Origin of the sequence: Streptomyces sp. NPDC088733 (assembly GCF_044751185.1) — a bacterium.
GTDB lineage: Bacteria > Actinomycetota > Actinomycetes > Streptomycetales > Streptomycetaceae > Actinacidiphila.
The window spans coordinates 34724-49901 of record NZ_JBIVLH010000040.1 but is presented as its reverse complement, the minus strand read 5'-3'; the positions used below and the strand labels follow the sequence as shown (position 1 = coordinate 49901).

At 73.1% G+C, this 15178-nt stretch carries 14 protein-coding genes; 8 read left to right on the top strand and 6 right to left on the bottom strand.

Annotation, left to right across the window (positions count from 1 at the left end):
* Positions 1 to 278 precede the first annotated feature (278 nt).
* The gene (locus tag ACIP64_RS39555; protein ID WP_401597156.1) at positions 279 to 1316 is read left to right on the top strand and encodes a DUF2637 domain-containing protein; all 1038 of its coding nucleotides are present in this window, start codon (positions 279 to 281) and stop codon (positions 1314 to 1316) included.
* Positions 1317 to 1411: 95 nt separating this feature from the next.
* Here the strand turns inward: ACIP64_RS39555 and ACIP64_RS39550 are convergent, their stop codons facing one another.
* Positions 1412 to 1897: an ATP-binding protein gene (locus ACIP64_RS39550; protein ID WP_401597153.1), complete on the bottom strand. Its 486-nt coding sequence runs from the start codon at positions 1895 to 1897 to the stop codon at positions 1412 to 1414.
* Positions 1898 to 2036: 139 nt separating this feature from the next.
* On the opposite strand from ACIP64_RS39550, the gene ACIP64_RS39545 reads away from it, so the two are divergent.
* Both ACIP64_RS39545 and ACIP64_RS39540 read left to right on the top strand, forming a co-directional pair.
* Complete coding sequence (locus tag ACIP64_RS39545) at positions 2037 to 2693, top strand: GntR family transcriptional regulator (protein WP_401597150.1); 657 nt, start codon at positions 2037 to 2039, stop codon at positions 2691 to 2693.
* Positions 2694 to 2695: 2 nt separating this feature from the next.
* Complete coding sequence (locus ACIP64_RS39540) at positions 2696 to 3184, top strand: OsmC family protein (protein WP_401597147.1); 489 nt, start codon at positions 2696 to 2698, stop codon at positions 3182 to 3184.
* A gap of 38 nt (positions 3185 to 3222) precedes the next feature.
* Here ACIP64_RS39540 and ACIP64_RS39535 read toward each other — a convergent pair whose 3' ends face one another.
* Positions 3223 to 4641, bottom strand: coding sequence for a glycoside hydrolase family 47 protein (locus ACIP64_RS39535; protein ID WP_401597144.1), 1419 nt, complete (start codon positions 4639 to 4641; stop codon positions 3223 to 3225).
* Between the two features lie 92 nt (positions 4642 to 4733).
* Here ACIP64_RS39535 and ACIP64_RS39530 point away from each other — a divergent pair, with 92 nt between their 5' ends.
* Positions 4734 to 7907 (top strand): alpha-mannosidase, encoded by a 3174-nt coding sequence (locus tag ACIP64_RS39530; RefSeq protein WP_401597141.1) that lies wholly within the window; start codon positions 4734 to 4736, stop codon positions 7905 to 7907.
* On the opposite strand, the gene ACIP64_RS39525 is transcribed toward ACIP64_RS39530, so the two are convergent.
* Positions 7865 to 9235 carry a protein phosphatase 2C domain-containing protein gene (locus tag ACIP64_RS39525; RefSeq protein ID WP_401597138.1) on the bottom strand — a complete coding sequence of 457 codons (1371 nt, stop codon included), beginning with the start codon at positions 9233 to 9235 and terminating at the stop codon, positions 7865 to 7867. The genes ACIP64_RS39530 and ACIP64_RS39525 overlap by 43 nt on opposite strands.
* A gap of 264 nt (positions 9236 to 9499) precedes the next feature.
* On the opposite strand from ACIP64_RS39525, the gene ACIP64_RS39520 reads away from it, so the two are divergent.
* The 3 genes from ACIP64_RS39520 to ACIP64_RS39510 all read left to right on the top strand — a co-directional run bounded on the left by ACIP64_RS39520 (position 9500) and on the right by ACIP64_RS39510 (position 12617).
* Entirely contained in the window at positions 9500 to 10489 is a 990-nt protein-coding gene (locus ACIP64_RS39520; RefSeq protein WP_401597135.1) for a helix-turn-helix domain-containing protein, read from the top strand.
* A 134-nt stretch (positions 10490 to 10623) separates the two neighbouring features.
* Positions 10624 to 11466, top strand: a complete 843-nt coding sequence (locus tag ACIP64_RS39515) for a polysaccharide deacetylase family protein (protein WP_401597133.1) — start codon at positions 10624 to 10626, stop codon at positions 11464 to 11466.
* Between the two features lie 101 nt (positions 11467 to 11567).
* Positions 11568 to 12617: a LacI family DNA-binding transcriptional regulator gene (locus tag ACIP64_RS39510; protein ID WP_401597130.1), complete on the top strand. Its 1050-nt coding sequence runs from the start codon at positions 11568 to 11570 to the stop codon at positions 12615 to 12617.
* Positions 12618 to 12641: 24 nt separating this feature from the next.
* On the opposite strand, the gene ACIP64_RS39505 is transcribed toward ACIP64_RS39510, so the two are convergent.
* The 3 genes from ACIP64_RS39505 to ACIP64_RS39495 form a co-directional block, all read right to left on the bottom strand.
* Positions 12642 to 13031, bottom strand: a complete 390-nt coding sequence (locus tag ACIP64_RS39505) for a hypothetical protein (protein WP_360909197.1) — start codon at positions 13029 to 13031, stop codon at positions 12642 to 12644.
* 67 nt (positions 13032 to 13098) lie between these two features.
* Positions 13099 to 13527 carry a roadblock/LC7 domain-containing protein gene (locus ACIP64_RS39500; protein ID WP_401597128.1) on the bottom strand — a complete coding sequence of 143 codons (429 nt, stop codon included), beginning with the start codon at positions 13525 to 13527 and terminating at the stop codon, positions 13099 to 13101.
* Positions 13528 to 13593: 66 nt separating this feature from the next.
* Positions 13594 to 14631, bottom strand: a complete 1038-nt coding sequence (locus ACIP64_RS39495; RefSeq protein WP_401597125.1) for a MarR family transcriptional regulator — start codon at positions 14629 to 14631, stop codon at positions 13594 to 13596.
* A gap of 383 nt (positions 14632 to 15014) precedes the next feature.
* Here ACIP64_RS39495 and ACIP64_RS39490 point away from each other — a divergent pair, with 383 nt between their 5' ends.
* A complete protein-coding gene (locus ACIP64_RS39490) occupies positions 15015 to 15143 on the top strand; it encodes a hypothetical protein (protein WP_360909129.1) in 129 nt (42 codons plus the stop codon).
* Positions 15144 to 15178 lie beyond the last annotated feature (35 nt).

Here is a 15178-nt window from a genome sequence, read left to right as displayed (position 1 = left end):
GGAGCGAGCAACTCCCACTCCCGGTCGGTGAGTTCATGGCGACGTATCACCCCACCATGATCCACCACCCGATGATCTTTGAAGACGGACCCTAGGTCAACTGGGCTAAGAACGCTCGCCAGTTCGAGTATTCTGTCGATCTCTCCCCACGCCACCACTCCGTTGGCGTTCTCTTGTCCCGAAACCGCTTCACGCGTCCGAGGCGTTCGCCAGGATGTCGCGCGAACGCCGTCTCGCGGCCCGAGCGCGACGGTACTGCGACGCAAGGAATCGCGCGTATGAGATTTTCGGACATAACGCTTGACTGGACGCTCTCGGGCGCCGCGTGCGTGGCGCTCCTCGCCGCCGCGGCGGTGTTCCTGCGCAACCGCAAGTCCCGCAAGGACGAGGCTGCCCAGGGCGACTCCTGGGAGCGCTCGGAGGAGCGGCGCCGCAAGAAGGAGGCCCTGTACGGCACGGCCTCGTACGTCCTGCTCTTCGGCTGCGCCTCGGTCGCCGCGGCCCTGTCCTTCCACGGCCTGGTGGGCTTCGGCCAGCAGAACCTGGGCCTGACCGGGGGCTGGGAGTACCTGGTGCCGTTCGGTCTCGACGGTGCCGCGATGTTCTGCTCCGTCCTCGCGGTCCGCGAGGCCAGCCACGGCGACGCGGCCCTCGGCTCGCGCATCCTGGTCTGGCTGTTCGCGGGCGCCGCGGCCTGGTTCAACTGGGTGCACGCCCCGCGCGGCGGCGACCACGCGGGCGCGCCGGAGTTCTTCGCCGGCATGTCGCTCTCCGCGGCCGTCCTGTTCGACCGGGCACTGAAGCAGACCCGCCGCGCGGCCCTGCGCGAGCAGGGGCTCATCTCCCGCCCGCTGCCGCAGATCCGCATGATCCGCTGGCTCCGCGCCCCGCGCGAGACCTACGGCGCCTGGTCCCTCATGCTGCTGGAGAACGTCCGCACCCTGGACGAGGCGGTCGAGGAGGTGCGCGACGAGCGGGTCCGCAAGGACCAGGAGGCGATGCGCCGCCGCGAGCACGAGCGGCTGGAGCGCGCGCGCATCAAGGCCATCAACCGGCAGCACCGCATCTGGAACCGCGGTGGCAGCAAGTACGAGCTGCCCAGCGCCAACCCGGCCGGCACGCAGGCCTCCGCGGAGCCTGCCATAGAGCCGGAGAAGGCAGAGCTGTCCTCGCGCTCCCGTCCGGCACTGTCGCCGGTCCGTGAAGAGGCCAGGCGCACCACGATCGACCTCACCGCCGAGGACGACACCATGGCCCTGCCCAAGCTGGACTCCCTGGAGCGCAAGCTGGCGGACCTGGAGCGTCAGTACGGCTGATCCCACCCGTGTTTCCTCGCGTCATGTCACTGCCCCGGCCCGGGACTTCCGGCCGGGGCGGTGCCGTTCCCGGCCCCCTGGGACATGACGCCCCGTCAGGAAGGCGCGGCGTCCAGCTCGAACCACACGACCTTCCCGGAGCCGTCCCCCTCGGCGCGGACGCCCCAGGCGTCGGCGAGTGACTGCACGAGTTGCAGGCCGCGCCCGCTGGTCCCGTGCGTGGAGGGGGCGCGCAGCCGGGGATGGCGGGTGGTGAAGTCCCGTACCTCCACGCGCAGTCGGGGCACAGGGGGCGTGGCCACCGTGGACACCGCGGACATTATGGACACTGTGGACAGCGTGGCGGTGAGGACGGCGCCCCGGTCGGTGTGCCGCAGGGCGTTGGTGACGAGTTCGGTGGTGAGCAGGACGGCGGTGTCGGCGAGTGCGGGAACGCCCCAGTGCGTCAAGGACTCGCGCAGCAGCCTGCGGACGTCCGCCACCGCCGGCAGGTCGGCGTGCTGGAGCGGACGGTGCAAGAGGCGCGCCTCGACGGTGTCCCCGACCTCCCGGTCGCTCGTCTGCGCAGGCTGACGTTCCATCGGCTCCGCTCCGGCAGCTCGCGCCCTTCCGGGGTCGAACATCTACGCGCAATGCATGCCCCGGCGTGGCCACTTCCAGTCATGAGCCGCGGACGCTCCGCTCTTGTATCCATTGCATGCAATGGATACAGTGGCTCCCGTGCAGCAGACGGACACCGCCCATCGGCGGCTGCGGGAACTGATCCTGGACGGGGTGTACGCCCCCGGCCAGCGCCTGACCGAGCTGGAGACGGCGGCGGCGCTGGCCATGAGCCGTACGCCGGTGCGCGAGGCGTTCCGCGCGCTGGTGGCGGACGGACTGGTGCGCTCGGCGGGGCGGGGGGTGAGCGTGGTCGAGCTCGGGCCGGAGGCGCTGCGCCACGCCTACCAGGTGCGCGGCGCCCTGGAGGCCCTGACGGCCGAACTGGCCGCCGAACGGCAGCGGCGCGGGGAGCTGGCACCCGCCCGACTGACCGCGCTGGAGCAGGTCGCGGCGCAGGCGGAGGAGGCGACGGCGGCGGGGCGGCTGGAGGAGGCGGTCCGGCACAACCGTCGCTTCCACAGCGGCATCGCCGACCTGTCCGCGAACCCGGTGGCGGCCGGCACGCTGGACCGGCTGTGGGACCAGATCCAGGTCTCCACCCGTCTCTCCCTCGCCGCCCCGGACCGCCCCGAGCAGGTCGCCGCCCAGCACCGCCGTCTGCTCGCCGCCGTCGTCGCGGGCCGCGCGGCGGAGGCCCACGCGGCCGCCCGCGAGCACGTGGCGGACACCCGCGCCGCCTCCGAGCGGAACGACACGGACGAGAGGACGCGGTAGCCGTGCCCGACATCAGCAAGCACCACACCTACACCACCGAGGTCGTCTGGAGCGGCAACCGGGGCTCGGGGACGAGCGCGTACCGGGCCTACGGCCGGGACCACGAGGTGTCCGCGCCCGGGCTGCCGGTGCCGGTGATCCCGGGCAGCTCCGACCCCGCCTTCCGCGGAGACCCGGCCCGCTGGAATCCCGAACAGCTCCAACTGGCCGCCCTGTCGCAGTGCCACATGCTCTCCTACCTGCATGTGTGCACCGTCGCGGGAGTGGTCGTCACCGCCTACACCGACCGCGCCGAGGCCACCTTGCGGGAAACCGGCGACGGCGGCGGCCACTTCACCGAGGCCGTGCTGCGGCCCCGGGTGGAGGTGGCCTCGGCCGCCATGGTGGACGCCGCCGTCGCCCTGCACGAGGACGCCCACCGGCTCTGCTTCATCGCCGGTTCGGTCAACTTCCCCGTCCGGCACGAGGCGGAGGTGGTCGTCACCGGCTGACCGGGACACCGACAGCGCGGTCAGCCCGGTCAGCGCGCTCAGCGCAGCCCGCGCAGCACGTTGCCCTCCGTGGTCAGGTAGTTGGAGGCGTAGTCGAAGCGCCGGGCCTTGGCGAACAGGAGGTAGTAGTACTTGGCGTTCTCGCTGAACCAGTACGCCGGGGTGAGGTCCGACTGCTTCATCGGCCGCGTCGTCACATCGCTGATCGCCGTGTAGCCGTTGCGGACCTTGCAGTACTTCTTCTGCCGCAGGAACATGTCGCGCGCCCGGGCGCGATAGCGCTCCTTCTTCGTGATCAGCCAGAGGAACAGGCACGAGTCGACGTACTCGGGACGCAGGGGGTACGAGGCGTCGACGGCCCGCAGGGTGGTGTAGTCGATCATCTCCGGGGGCAGGCGGTGGTCGGCGAGCACCGCGGTCCAGCTGTCGTGGTAGGCCTCCCCGTCGGCGATCCGGCCGCTCTGGGCGAGCAGTCCGGCGTAGAAGGCGGTGAGCTCCGACTGGTAGCGGCTGATGGTCCGCCCGGTGGTCATGTCCGCCTGGCGGAACCAGAGCCGGCCGTCGCGCCGCTCGGCCAAGTGGCGGAAGACGCCCGTGGTGAGCGTGTTGTACCAGGTCCGCAGGTCCGGGTCGCGGTACAGCTGCCAGCCGTCCCACAGGTACTCGTAGAAGGAGTCGACGGGCGGGTCGAGGGTGGCGGTGGTGCCGGTCCACGCGCCGGTCTCGATGTTCAGCGCCGTGCCGACCAGGTCGATCCGCGAGCGGCGGTCGTAGACGGCGCGCAGCGCCTTCTTCGCTGCGTCGTAGTAGCGCCGGTCGCCGGTGAGCCGGGACAGCTCGCCGAACTCGGTGATGCACGTGCCGATCTCGGCGAGGTTGTTCTCCTTGCCGCTCACGGCGCCGGTGGAGAGATTGACGTAACGGTAGGGGGCCCCGGTCGGCGACCGGGTGAAGGCGGGCAGCAGGCGGTCGGCGAGGTCGCGTGCGCGGTCGAGCAGGACCGGGTCCCTGGTGGCCAGGTGCCCGGAGAGCAGGCCGCCCACCAGCCGGATGATCGTCTCGAACACCTGGACAGGGGCGTCCTGGTCGAGCACGAGGTCGTTCTTGACCCACTGGACGCCCGCGGCCAGTTCGTCGTCCAGTTCCATCAGGTAGAGCGTGTCGAGCGCCTCGATGATCGTCAGGCCGAGCGTGCTGCCCTGGATGAAGAAGTCGGAGCCCGTACCGCTGAGGGGGCGCAGCTCGTCCCGGCCCCAGGCCAGGCGCCGGTAGGCGTCCCAGGCGCTGCGGAAGGCGGTGACGGCCTCCTGGCCGAGCCCCGCGTAGGGGTCGGGGGCGGCGGCAGCGGCCGTACCGGACAGAGGCAGCGACGAGGTCATCGTGGCAGGGGCGAGAGCGGCGGCGGCTCCGAGCAGCCTGCGCCGAGAGAGTCCGCCGGGACGCGCGAGTTTTCTCATGCCCCGAAAACCCCGTCCGTCTTCCGGGCGTTACGGGACAGCGCCGCATTGACGGGGAATCCATCCGGTGAGCCGACCCCTGAGGAGCTGAGATGCACGACGACCGACTGCTGGTCGAGGGACGTCTGACCAGGGCGATGGGCCAGTTCATCAGGCCCGCGATCTACGCCGACCGGGTGCCGCTCGCCCTGACGGCGTGGCATGTGGACGGCGAACCGGTGCCCGTCGGGGAGGCGCTCAAGGCGCTCTCGGACGGTGCCTTCGAGCCCTTCGCCCCGGGCACGCCCTGGGGGCCGCCCTGGTCGACCAGCTGGTTCCGTCTGGAGGGCACCGTCCCCGCCGGGTGGGCGGGCCGCCGGGTGGAGGCGGTGATCGACCCCGGCTTCGGCAGCGACGGACCGGGCTTCGTCGCCGAGGGACTGGTGTACGACGCCGAGGGCGCGCCGGTGAAGGGCGTCCATCCGCTCAACCGCCATGTCCCGGTCGCCTCGCCGGCGCGGGGCGGCGAGCAGGTGCGGCTGCTGCTGGAGGCCGCCGCGAACCCGGCGGTGCTGCGCGACTGGCGGCCGACCCCGCTCGGCGACGTGCGCACGGCGGGCCGCGAGCCGCTGTACCGCTTTGACACCGCGGAGCTGGCCGTCCTGGACGAGGACGTCTGGCACCTGGTGCTGGACATCGAGGTCCTCGAAGGGCTCATGCACGAACTGGACTTCCACGACCCCCGCCGGCACGGGATCCTGCGCTCCCTGGAGGACGCGCTCGACGCCCTCGACCTGCACGACGTGGCGGGCACCGCGGCCGCCGCCCGCGGCGAACTCGCCGAGGCGCTGTCCCGGCCCGCGCATGCCAGCGCGCACCGGGTCTCCGCGACCGGCCACGCGCACATCGACTCGGCCTGGCTGTGGCCGCTGCGCGAGACCGTGCGCAAGGCGTCGCGCACGTTCGCCAATGTCACCGCGCTCGCCCGGGACTACCCCGAGCTGGTCTTCGCCTGCTCGCAGGCCCAGCAGTACGCCTGGGTCAAGGAGCACCAGCCGGTGGTGTGGCAGCGCATCCAGCAGGCGGTGCGGGCCGGCAACTGGGCGCCGGTCGGCTCGATGTGGGTGGAGTCCGACGCCAACATGCCCGGCGGCGAGGCGCTGGCGCGGCAGCTCGTCCACGGCAAGCGCTTCTTCCTCGACGAACTGGGCGTGGAGACCGAAGAGATCTGGCTGCCGGACTCCTTCGGCTACACCGCGGCGTTCCCGCAGCTGGCCAGGCTGGCGGGGGTGCGGTGGTTCCTCACCCAGAAGCTGTCCTGGAACCAGTCGAACAGGATGCCGCACCACACCTTCTGGTGGGAGGGCATCGACGGCACCCGCGTGTTCACCCACTTCCCGCCCGTCGACACCTACAACTCCCAGCTGGACGGCCGTGAACTCGCCCACGCGGTCCGCAATTTCGCCGAGAAGGGCCGGGCCACCCGCTCACTGGTGCCGTTCGGCTGGGGCGACGGCGGCGGCGGCCCCACCCGGGAGATGCTGGAGCGGGCGCGCCGGCTGCGCTCCCTGGAGGGCTCGCCGCGGGTGGAGATCGAGAAGCCCGCCGCCTTCTTCGCCGCCGCCGAGGCCGAGTACGGGGACCGGGCCCCGGTCTGGTCCGGCGAGATGTACCTGGAGCTGCACCGCGCCACGTACACCACGCAGGCGAAGACCAAGCAGGGCAACCGGCGCAGCGAGCACCTGCTGCGGGAGGCCGAGTTGTGGTGCACGGCGGCGGCCCTGCGCGACCCGGAGGGGTACGCGTATCCGTACGAGGACCTGGACCGGTTGTGGAAGACGGTGCTGCTGCACCAGTTCCACGACATCCTGCCGGGCAGCTCGATCGCCTGGGTGCACCGCGAGGCCCGCGACACCTACGCCGGGGTCCGCGAGGAACTGGAGGGGATCGTCGCGGGTGCCGTGACCGCCCTCACCGGCGCCGGCATCACGGACGCCGGCCGCGCACCGGGCGTCCTCAACGCCTCCCCGTACGCGCGAAGCGAGGTCGTGGAGCTCACGGCACAGGCCCGGGAGGCTTTGCCGCCGGGCACCGTCACGCAGCCGCTGCCGGACGGCGGCGCCGCCGCGGCCGTCGAGGTGCCCGCGCTCGGGGGCGCCGCGGTCGGCGTGTCCGCGCCCGTCACACCGGTCACCGGCGTGCACGAGGGCGGCCTGATCGTCCTGGACAACGGGCTGCTGCGGATCGGTGTCGACGGCGACGGCCTGCTGTCCTCGGTGCGCGACCTGGCCGCGGACCGGGAGGTGCTGGCCCCGGGCGCGCGCGGCAACCTGCTCCAGCTCCACCCCGACCACCCCAACAAGTGGGACGCCTGGGACATCGACCGCCACTACCGCCGCAAGGTCACCGATCTGACGGACGCCGAGTCCGTCGAGCTCGTCGAGCAGGGCCCGCTGCGGGCCGTGGTCCGTGTCGTCCGGGCCTTCGGCGCCAGCCGGATCACGCAGGAGCTGCGGCTGACGGCCGGAAGCGGGCGGCTGGACGTCGTGACGGAGGCCGACTGGCACGAGTCGGAGAAGGTGCTCAAGGCCGCCTTCCCGCTGGACGTGCTCGCCGATCGCTCCACCGCCGAGATCCAGTTCGGCCATGTGCACCGCCCGACCCACGCCAACACGAGCTGGGACGCGGCCCGTTTCGAGATCTGCGCCCACCGCTGGCTGCACGTCGGGGAGCCCGGCTACGGGATCGCCCTGCTCAACGACTCCACGTACGGCCACGACGCGGCCCGTTCCGGCACGGACACGACGGTGCGGCTGACCCTGCTGCGTGCCCCGCACAGCCCCGACCCCGAGACCGACCAGGGCACCCACCGCTTCACCTACGCCCTGCTCCCCGGGGCCGCCGTCGGCGACGCGGTCGCCGGGGGACTCGCCCTCAACCTGCCGCTGCGTCCCGCCGCGCAGGCCGGGTCCGTCCGGCCGCCGCTACGTGTCGGCCACCCGGGGATCACGGTGGAGTCGGTCAAGCTCGCCGACGACCGCTCGGGGGACGTGGTGGTGCGCCTGTACGAGTCGCGGGGCGGCCGGGCCTCGGGCACGCTCGTGCCCGGCTTCGCCCTGGCCGGGGCACGCGTCACGGATCTGCTGGAGCGGCCGGAGCGCGACGCACCACGCGCCGGGGACGGCGTCGCGGTGAGCCTGCGCCCCTTCCAGATCCTGACGCTGCGCCTGACGCCGGCGACGCCTCAGGCGTCCCAGACGGCCACCACGGTGCGGTCGTCGGCGTAGCCCTTGACGCGGGTGCGGGCGTCGCCGAGGAAGGCCGGGAGCCCCGGCGGCTCGGCGGCGCCCCAGCGCTCCGAGAGGTGCGCGACGAGGGCCGGCTCGCCGCGCAGCGGATCGGCGAGGCCGGCGCTGCACAGCAGCAGGGTGTCCCCGGAGCGGGCGACGGAGGCGCGGAAGCGGAAGTCCACCGCCGGGCCGTCCTCGGGCTCCGGCGGCTCCCCCGACCCCAGGGGCTCCAGGTTCTGCCACTCACCGCCGCGGATGCGGAACAGCCCGCCGTCGCCGACGCCGAAGAACAGCCGGATGCGGCACTCCGGGTCGACGGGCAGCAGCAGGCAGCGCAGGCTCACGTCGTACTCGGCCGGATCCAGGCCCAGTTCCTCGCCCTTGCCGCGCAGCCGTCCGCAGCAGCGGTCGGTGAGGCGGTGCAGCCCCGACTTGAGGGAGCCGCGCCGCGAGGCGCGGATGTCCTCCGCGAGGCGGGCGTGGCTGCGGCCGACGGCGGAGGCCATCCACTGGCAGGCGTCGCGGGCGGCGCGGTGAGCGACGGCGGAGGCCCGCGGGCCCGTGGCGACGGCGAACAGCAGCAGGCCGTCGTCGCCCGCCCCGAAGCGCGCGGTCAGGACGGCGTCGCGGCGCGGTTCGCCCCGGTAGCGGGCGGAGTCGCCGCGCGTGGCGGCCGTACGCACCGTCAGCAGGCCGTACTGGGCGCCGTCCAGAACGGTGTCGGGGACGAGGTCGTCGAGCGCCCGGGGATCCGCGAGCGGCCAGGCGGTCGGCTCGGGCGCGTAGGTGGGCGGGCCGTCGCCGAGGTACGCGGTGTCGGGCACCGTGATCGCGGAAGTTGCCGAACTCGCAGGACTCGCCGAGGCGGAGGCGGCGGAGGCGGAGGCGGCTTCCGTGCCGGACGGGCCCGGTATGAGCGTGCCGGGTGCGGTACGGGCCTCCGGGACCCGGGCGGCAGGCGCGCCCTCCCCGGCCGCGGGTTCCGCGGGTGCCCAGCCCGGCGGCAGTCCCGGGGGGTCGGGCGCCGCCGGCGCCTGCGGGCCCTGCTGCTGCCAGGAGTGCGGGACGGACGCCGCGGGCGGCGGCGCCTGCCGGCGCAGCCGCAGGGTGTCCGGGGGGTCGGACTCGGTCCCCGCCGCGTCCGGGCCGGGCGGCCCCGGGTCGGGTTCCGTGTCGTCGCCCAGTGCGCCGACCGCGGACGTGTAGCGGTCGTCGAGGGTGTCGTCCTGCCCACCGGTCCCGCCGGGCCCGGGGTCGGGCCTTCCGTACAACTGCCGCCACCACTCGTCTTCCTGGTGGCGGCCGGTCTCCCCCTGCTGGCTCATGCCCCTATTGTCCACGCGGACCCGCGCCGGGAAACAGACTTCGGGCACGCCGGCGGTCCGACGGGCGGCCGGCCCCCTCCTCGGGCCGCACGCCGGACGATCCGGTGGGGACACCTTGCCAGGACAGGGGTTCGAACAGGGATGATGTCGGCGGGCGGGATTACGCCATGGCTCATTCCCGCCACTTCCGCGTGTTGTCCGTGACCGTTGCGGTGGAACTCCCGGCCGGGCTCCGGGAGCCCCGGGAGAAAGAAAGGGGTGCCCGTGCTCGGCGCCATAGGCCTGGACGATGCCCAGGAGGCGGCCTACCGCGCCCTGGTGGGGCTGGGGGCCGCCGAGGTCGTCGACCTGGCGCACCGGCTCGGGCGGTCGGACGAGGAGACCGTCGCGGTCCTGAGGCGGCTGGAGCGGCAGGGGCTGGTCGCGCAGTCCTCGGCCGGCTCCGGCCGCTGGGTGGCCGCGCCGCCCGGCGTCGCGCTCGGCGCCCTGCTGAACCAGCGGCGGCACGGTCTGGAGCAGGCGGAGATGGCCGCCGCCGTGCTCGCGCAGGAGTACCGCGCCGAGGCGGCCGAGCCGTCCGTGCACGACCTGGTGGAGGTCGTCACCGGTGCGAGCGCCGTGGCGCACCGCTTCGCGCAGCTCCAACTCGGCGCGGAGAAGGAGGTCTGCGCCCTGGTCACGGGCAGCCCGATGGTCGTCAGCGGCACGGAGAACACCGCAGAGGAACGTGCCGTCGAACGGGGCGTGCGCTTCCGCGTGGTCATCGAGCGGGAGGTGATCAGCGGGCCCCAGGGCATGGCCGGGATCACCGCCGCCCTCGGCCGTGAGGAGGAGGTGCGCGTCGTCGACCGGGTCCCGACCAAGCTCGTGGTCGCGGACCGTTCCCTGGCGATGGTTCCGCTGGGGCGCAACTCGGCGGGACCGGCGGCGCTGGTCGTGCACGGCAGCGGCCTGCTGGACTCGCTGATGGAGCTCTTCGAGAGCGTGTGGCGCGAGGCGCTGCCGATCCGCCTCGTCCCCGGCGGCACGGCGCAGGAGGAATCGCCCGACGGGCCGGACGCGATGGACCTGCGGATCCTCTCGCTCCTGCTGGCCGGGCTCACCGACGCCAGCGTCGCCAAGCAGCTCGACCTCGGCCTGCGCACGGTCCAGCGCCGCGTCAAGCGGCTGATGGAGATCGCCGATGTCACCACCCGCCTCCAACTGGGCTGGCACGCCTACGAACGCGGCTGGGTCGCCCGCACCTCCGGCTGACGGCCGCGCGGATCGTCGCCTTCTCCCCGCGGAATCGTCCGGGATCCGTAACAGGCGGATCCCGCACGGCCCGGACTCCGTCCTCCCCTGTGCACGAGCACGACGGCACGGACGACACAGGGAGTGGAGCGGACATGGTGTGGAGCGGGATACGGGGGACGAACGGGCGCCTGCTGGCGGCGGCGGTCGGCGTCGTCTCCGTGACGGCGGCGGTGTCGGCGTGGACCGCCGCCCAGGCGGGGCCCGCCGGTGACCGGGCTGCGGCCGCGACCCGCCCGACCGCGAAGCCCTCCGCGACCGCCGCGCCCCCGGCCAGGCCCCGCCCCATACCGGGGCAGACCTCCGTCCCGGATCCGCAACTCCCCGCCCCGCGCGTCAACATGGACATCGTGCACGCCTCGGACAAGGGCCCCCGCGGGGTGAACATCACCATCGACGACGGTCCCGACCCCACCTGGACCCCGCAGGTTCTCCAGGTACTGAAGGACAACGGCGTGAAGGCGACCTTCTGCATGGTCGGCACGCAGGCCCAGGCGCATCCCGATCTGGTGAAGGCCGTGGTCGCCGCCGGGCACCGGCTGTGCGACCACTCCGTCTCCCACGACACGACGATGAACACCAAGTCGCGGACCTATCAGGCCAAGGAGATCCTCGACGCCGAGCGCATGATCACCGAGGCCTCGGGCGGCGTCGCACCGCTCTACTACCGCGCCCCGGGCGGCGCCTTCACCCCGTACAGCCGTCAGCTCGCCGCGTCCCGCGGAATGCGCCCGCTGGGCTGGAACGTGGACTCCGAGGACTTCAAGCAGCCCGGCACGGCGGCGCTCGTGGGCACCGTCAAGAACGAGATAGCCAACGGCCCGACCGTGCTCTTCCACGACGCGGGCGGTGACCGCGGCCAGACCGTGGAGGCGCTGCGCCAGGTCCTGCCGTGGCTGAAGCAGCAGGGGTACGCCTTCGGCTTCCCGGTGCGCTGACATACCGTCATATCGTTGGCGGGGCCTGCGAGCTGGGGCGGAGGACACTCGGCCCTCCCAGGGGGAGGGCTAGGCTGGTGCCGTCCCGAGAGGAGCCTTCGTTGCCCGACCAGATCTCCACGCCGCGCCCCACGCTGGAAGCCGTCGCCGAACGCGCCGGCGTCTCGCGGGCCACGGTCTCGCGCGTGGTGAACGGCGGGAACGGGGTGCGAGAGGTCCTGGTCGAGAGGGTCCGCCGCGCCGTCGAGGAATTGGGGTACGTGCCCAACCAGGCAGCCCGTTCCCTGGTCACCCGGCGGACGGGGGCGGTCGCCGTCATCGTGGCCGAACCGGAGACCCGGGTCTTCGCCGACCCCTTCTTCGCCGAGCAGTTGCTCGGCATCAGCCGGGAACTGGCCGTCCACGACTCGCAGCTCGTCCTGCTGCTGGTGGAGGGCACGGCCGACTACGAGCGGGTCGGCCGCTACCTGTCGGGCGGTCACGTCGACGGCGCGCTGGTCTTCTCCCTGCACGCCGAGGACCCGCTGCCGGGCATCATCCACCGGATCGGCCTGCCCACCGTCTTCGGCGGCCGCCCCGGCTGGCCGGGGGCGGACGGCGACAGCGGGATACTGTACGTCGACTCCGACAACCGAGGCGGCGCGCGGGAGGCCGTGCGCCATCTGGTCTCGCTGGGGCGCGCGCGCATCGCGACCATCACCGGACCGCTCGACCAGACCGCGTCCGTCGACCGCCTCGACGGCTACCGCGACGTGCTGCCGGCCGCCGACCCGCACCTGGTCGCGGTGGGCGACTTCTCGGCGGGCGGCGGCGGGCGGGCCATGGCCGAACTCCTGGAACGTGCCCCGGCCCTGGACGCCGTCTTCGTCGCCTCCGACCTCATGGCCACCGGCGCGCTGCGCGTGCTGCGCGACCACGGCCGCCGGGTGCCGGAGGACGTGGCGGTCGTCGGCTTCGACGACATGGCCTCGGTGGCCGCGCTCGCCGACCCCCCTTTGACCACGGTCCGCCAGGAGATCGAGGAGATGGGCCGGCTGATGGTGCGGCTGCTGCTGCACGGCCTGGTCCGGCACCCCGAAGCGGGCAACGGCGGCCGGCCGCCCTCCTCCGTCGTCACGCCGACCCGGCTGGTGCGGCGGGCCACCGCCTGACCCGCCGCACCCGCCGGACCGGGCTCAGAACTCCCCCTGCTCCTTCATCACACGGCGCGCCTGGGCGAAGAGCATGCCCACGTTGACCGAGCGACGGCAGACGACGACCGCGACGACGTCCTCGCTGGTCGTGTTGCGCAGGAACAGGTGCGTGAGGTTCTCGCTGTTGACGAGGATCTCCTGGAAGTAGTGCTGGTCGGTGGTGACCCCGCGGCGCTCCTTGAAGACGTCCTCGATCATCACCACCGTACGGCCCTGGAACAGGTCGAGGGTCGCGGCGGCCAGCAGGTCCAGTACCTCCGGGGGATGGCTGTCGACGGTGTCGACGGACAGCAGCATGCCGGTCGCCATGTCGACCACGCCGGCGGCGAGGCACTCGGGAACCTCCTGCCGCAGGCTCTTCACCAGCATCATGATCTGATCGGCCATGTTGGTGGCCGGGCGCTTTCCGGTGGTGCTCACAGCACTCCTTCTTCGGGGGTCATCCGAGGACTCCCTCGGGGTCGGGCGCGGGCTCGACGGCGGACTCGGGGGCTGGTTCGGTGTGCAGGAGGATCGCCGCGATCCGCTCGACGGCGGTCCGGGCCTCCAGGTGGAGCTGGGGGACGTTCATCCCCTCGTCGCCCACGACGATCAGCAGGGCGGTGTCGTCCACCGCGTAAACGGCCGTGTAGCCACCGCTGCTGCTGGTCACGGTCCTGCGCAGGGAGCCGCGCAGGGCCGCGGACGCGATCCGCTGGGACAGCCCGAGACTGGCGGCGGCCAGCGCGGCCAGGCCGTTGGGGTCGATGGCGTCCTCGGTGTCGGCGGCGATCAGCAGACCGTCGACGGCCGCCACGACGGTGTCGGTGATGCCGACCACCTGGTCCCGCAGAGCACGCATCTCGGCGACCAGGGCGTCATGATTCATGCACGTGCACCTCTTTGAATTCGTTGCGGAATGGATGATGTGCCGTCAGTGCCGGGTGAATTGACGTCAGGGGGAATCCGGCCGGCCCCGTCCGCGCGGCCGGAGAAATCCCTTCCAGCCCGACGGCGGGCGGGAGGCCTCCAGCGCCTCGTGGATGCCACTGGCACCGGGGAGGCGGCGCGGCAGTCCCTCCTCGGTGACGGCCGACGGCCCGGGGCCGGGACCGCACGCGGCCGGGGGCCCCGGCGGATACGGCGGCGGGGGCGGGGACGGATCGAAGTCGGGAGCGGGGTCCTGGGCGGGAACGGGGTCCGCGTCGGGGTCCGGTTCCCGGAGGCCGTCGGTTCCGGGGGCGGGCACGGGCGCGAAAGGCCGGGGAACGGGCACGGCAGGAGGCACCGGCGCGGACACGGTCTCCACCAGGCCCTCCGCGAGCATCCGGGAGACCTCGACCGTGACGGTCCAGACCCCCCGGCCCAGCTGGAAGGCGATGTCCCTGGGGCTGCGGCGGCCGTTGGCGTACTCCAGGATGTCCCGCCGGGCGGCGGGCAGCGTCTCGTCGTTCCCGGCGCCGACGAGGGCGATCACCCGGTCGCGGTCCGGCGAGACCTGGCGGGGCAGGGCTGCCAGCGCCGCGATCCGGCGGCCCGCCTCGACCAGCAGTTCCTCGGGTTCGACGCCGCGTCCGACGGCCGGCACGAGGGCGGGCACCGGGCCCTCGGGCCGCACCGGGTCGAGGACGCAGTTCTCCAGCCGGCCGGCCAGGACGGCGAAGACCGCGTCCTGGGCGGCCATCATGTGGATCACCTGGAACTCGGCGTTCCCCAGCCGTCCGGCGCCGGCGAACGCGACTCCGGGCCAGGCGCCGGTGGCCGCCGCGTCGTGCGCGGCGCCCCATTCGGCCTCGTCGATGCGCCCGGAACGCAGCAGCAGCGTGCCCACCCCTGGAGAGCCGGGGCTCTCCACGGCGACGACCGCGCCGCCGAGCAGATGGAAGGCGCCGCCGGGGCTCCCCTGCACTCTCAGCACGCCGCTGACCCCCTCGTCCCGGCATCTGGCCAGCGCACGGCCGAGCAGATCATGGGCGGCATTCCGGGTGGGCACGGAACCGGACGGTGCCGAGGTCATCGCTCCCCTTGCTGCGCGCATGCGGGCATTCCGACAGGGCGCCGAAATGCCGTACACGTGCACGATCAATCGCGCCTGGGGGTAATTCCTATCAGCGCCCGGCGGGACCCCTCGGGGATTCCCAGGAGATGGCCGCGGAAGAGTATTTGAGTATTTTCGCTGCCACTATCGTGCGCATCCGCGACCGTTCCTGTGGCATGTGCGCGGCGCGGCCCTCCCCCGGCCCGGGATGTCAAGGTGCCTGTGAGTTCTGTGAGTTGACCCGCATCGCGTGTGGGGAGGTCCGGTCACGGGAAGGTCACGGGCAGACAGCGAAGGCAAAGGCGCGGTAAACGCGTCCCGAACGGGCTGGAGGAGCCATGGTCTACTCGATCGTCCTCGGCGTCGTGATCGTCGCGCTCGGGCTCGGCAGCATCGTCTACACCTTCTGGCACGAGGGCAGTCCGCTGACCCTGCGCCGCCGGCACCGGCACAACGGCGCCGGATGACCGCCGGCCCGGCTCCCCCTGGGGAACCGGGCCGG

What these genes read in the sequence shown, in the direction of transcription:
- ACIP64_RS39505 (WP_360909197.1), bottom strand. Translation starts at nt 13,031, where the DNA reads ATGATGCTGGTGAAGAGCCTGCGGCAGGAGGTTCCCGAGTGCCTCGCC.
- ACIP64_RS39555 (WP_401597156.1), top strand. Translation starts at nt 279, where the DNA reads ATGAGATTTTCGGACATAACGCTTGACTGGACGCTCTCGGGCGCCGCG.
- ACIP64_RS39490 (WP_360909129.1), top strand. Translation starts at nt 15,015, where the DNA reads ATGGTCTACTCGATCGTCCTCGGCGTCGTGATCGTCGCGCTCGGGCTC.
- ACIP64_RS39535 (WP_401597144.1), bottom strand. Translation starts at nt 4,641, where the DNA reads ATGAGAAAACTCGCGCGTCCCGGCGGACTCTCTCGGCGCAGGCTGCTC.
- ACIP64_RS39525 (WP_401597138.1), bottom strand. Translation starts at nt 9,235, where the DNA reads ATGAGCCAGCAGGGGGAGACCGGCCGCCACCAGGAAGACGAGTGGTGG.
- ACIP64_RS39550 (WP_401597153.1), bottom strand. Translation starts at nt 1,897, where the DNA reads ATGGAACGTCAGCCTGCGCAGACGAGCGACCGGGAGGTCGGGGACACC.
- ACIP64_RS39515 (WP_401597133.1), top strand. Translation starts at nt 10,624, where the DNA reads ATGGTGTGGAGCGGGATACGGGGGACGAACGGGCGCCTGCTGGCGGCG.
- ACIP64_RS39500 (WP_401597128.1), bottom strand. Translation starts at nt 13,527, where the DNA reads ATGAATCATGACGCCCTGGTCGCCGAGATGCGTGCTCTGCGGGACCAG.
- ACIP64_RS39530 (WP_401597141.1), top strand. Translation starts at nt 4,734, where the DNA reads ATGCACGACGACCGACTGCTGGTCGAGGGACGTCTGACCAGGGCGATG.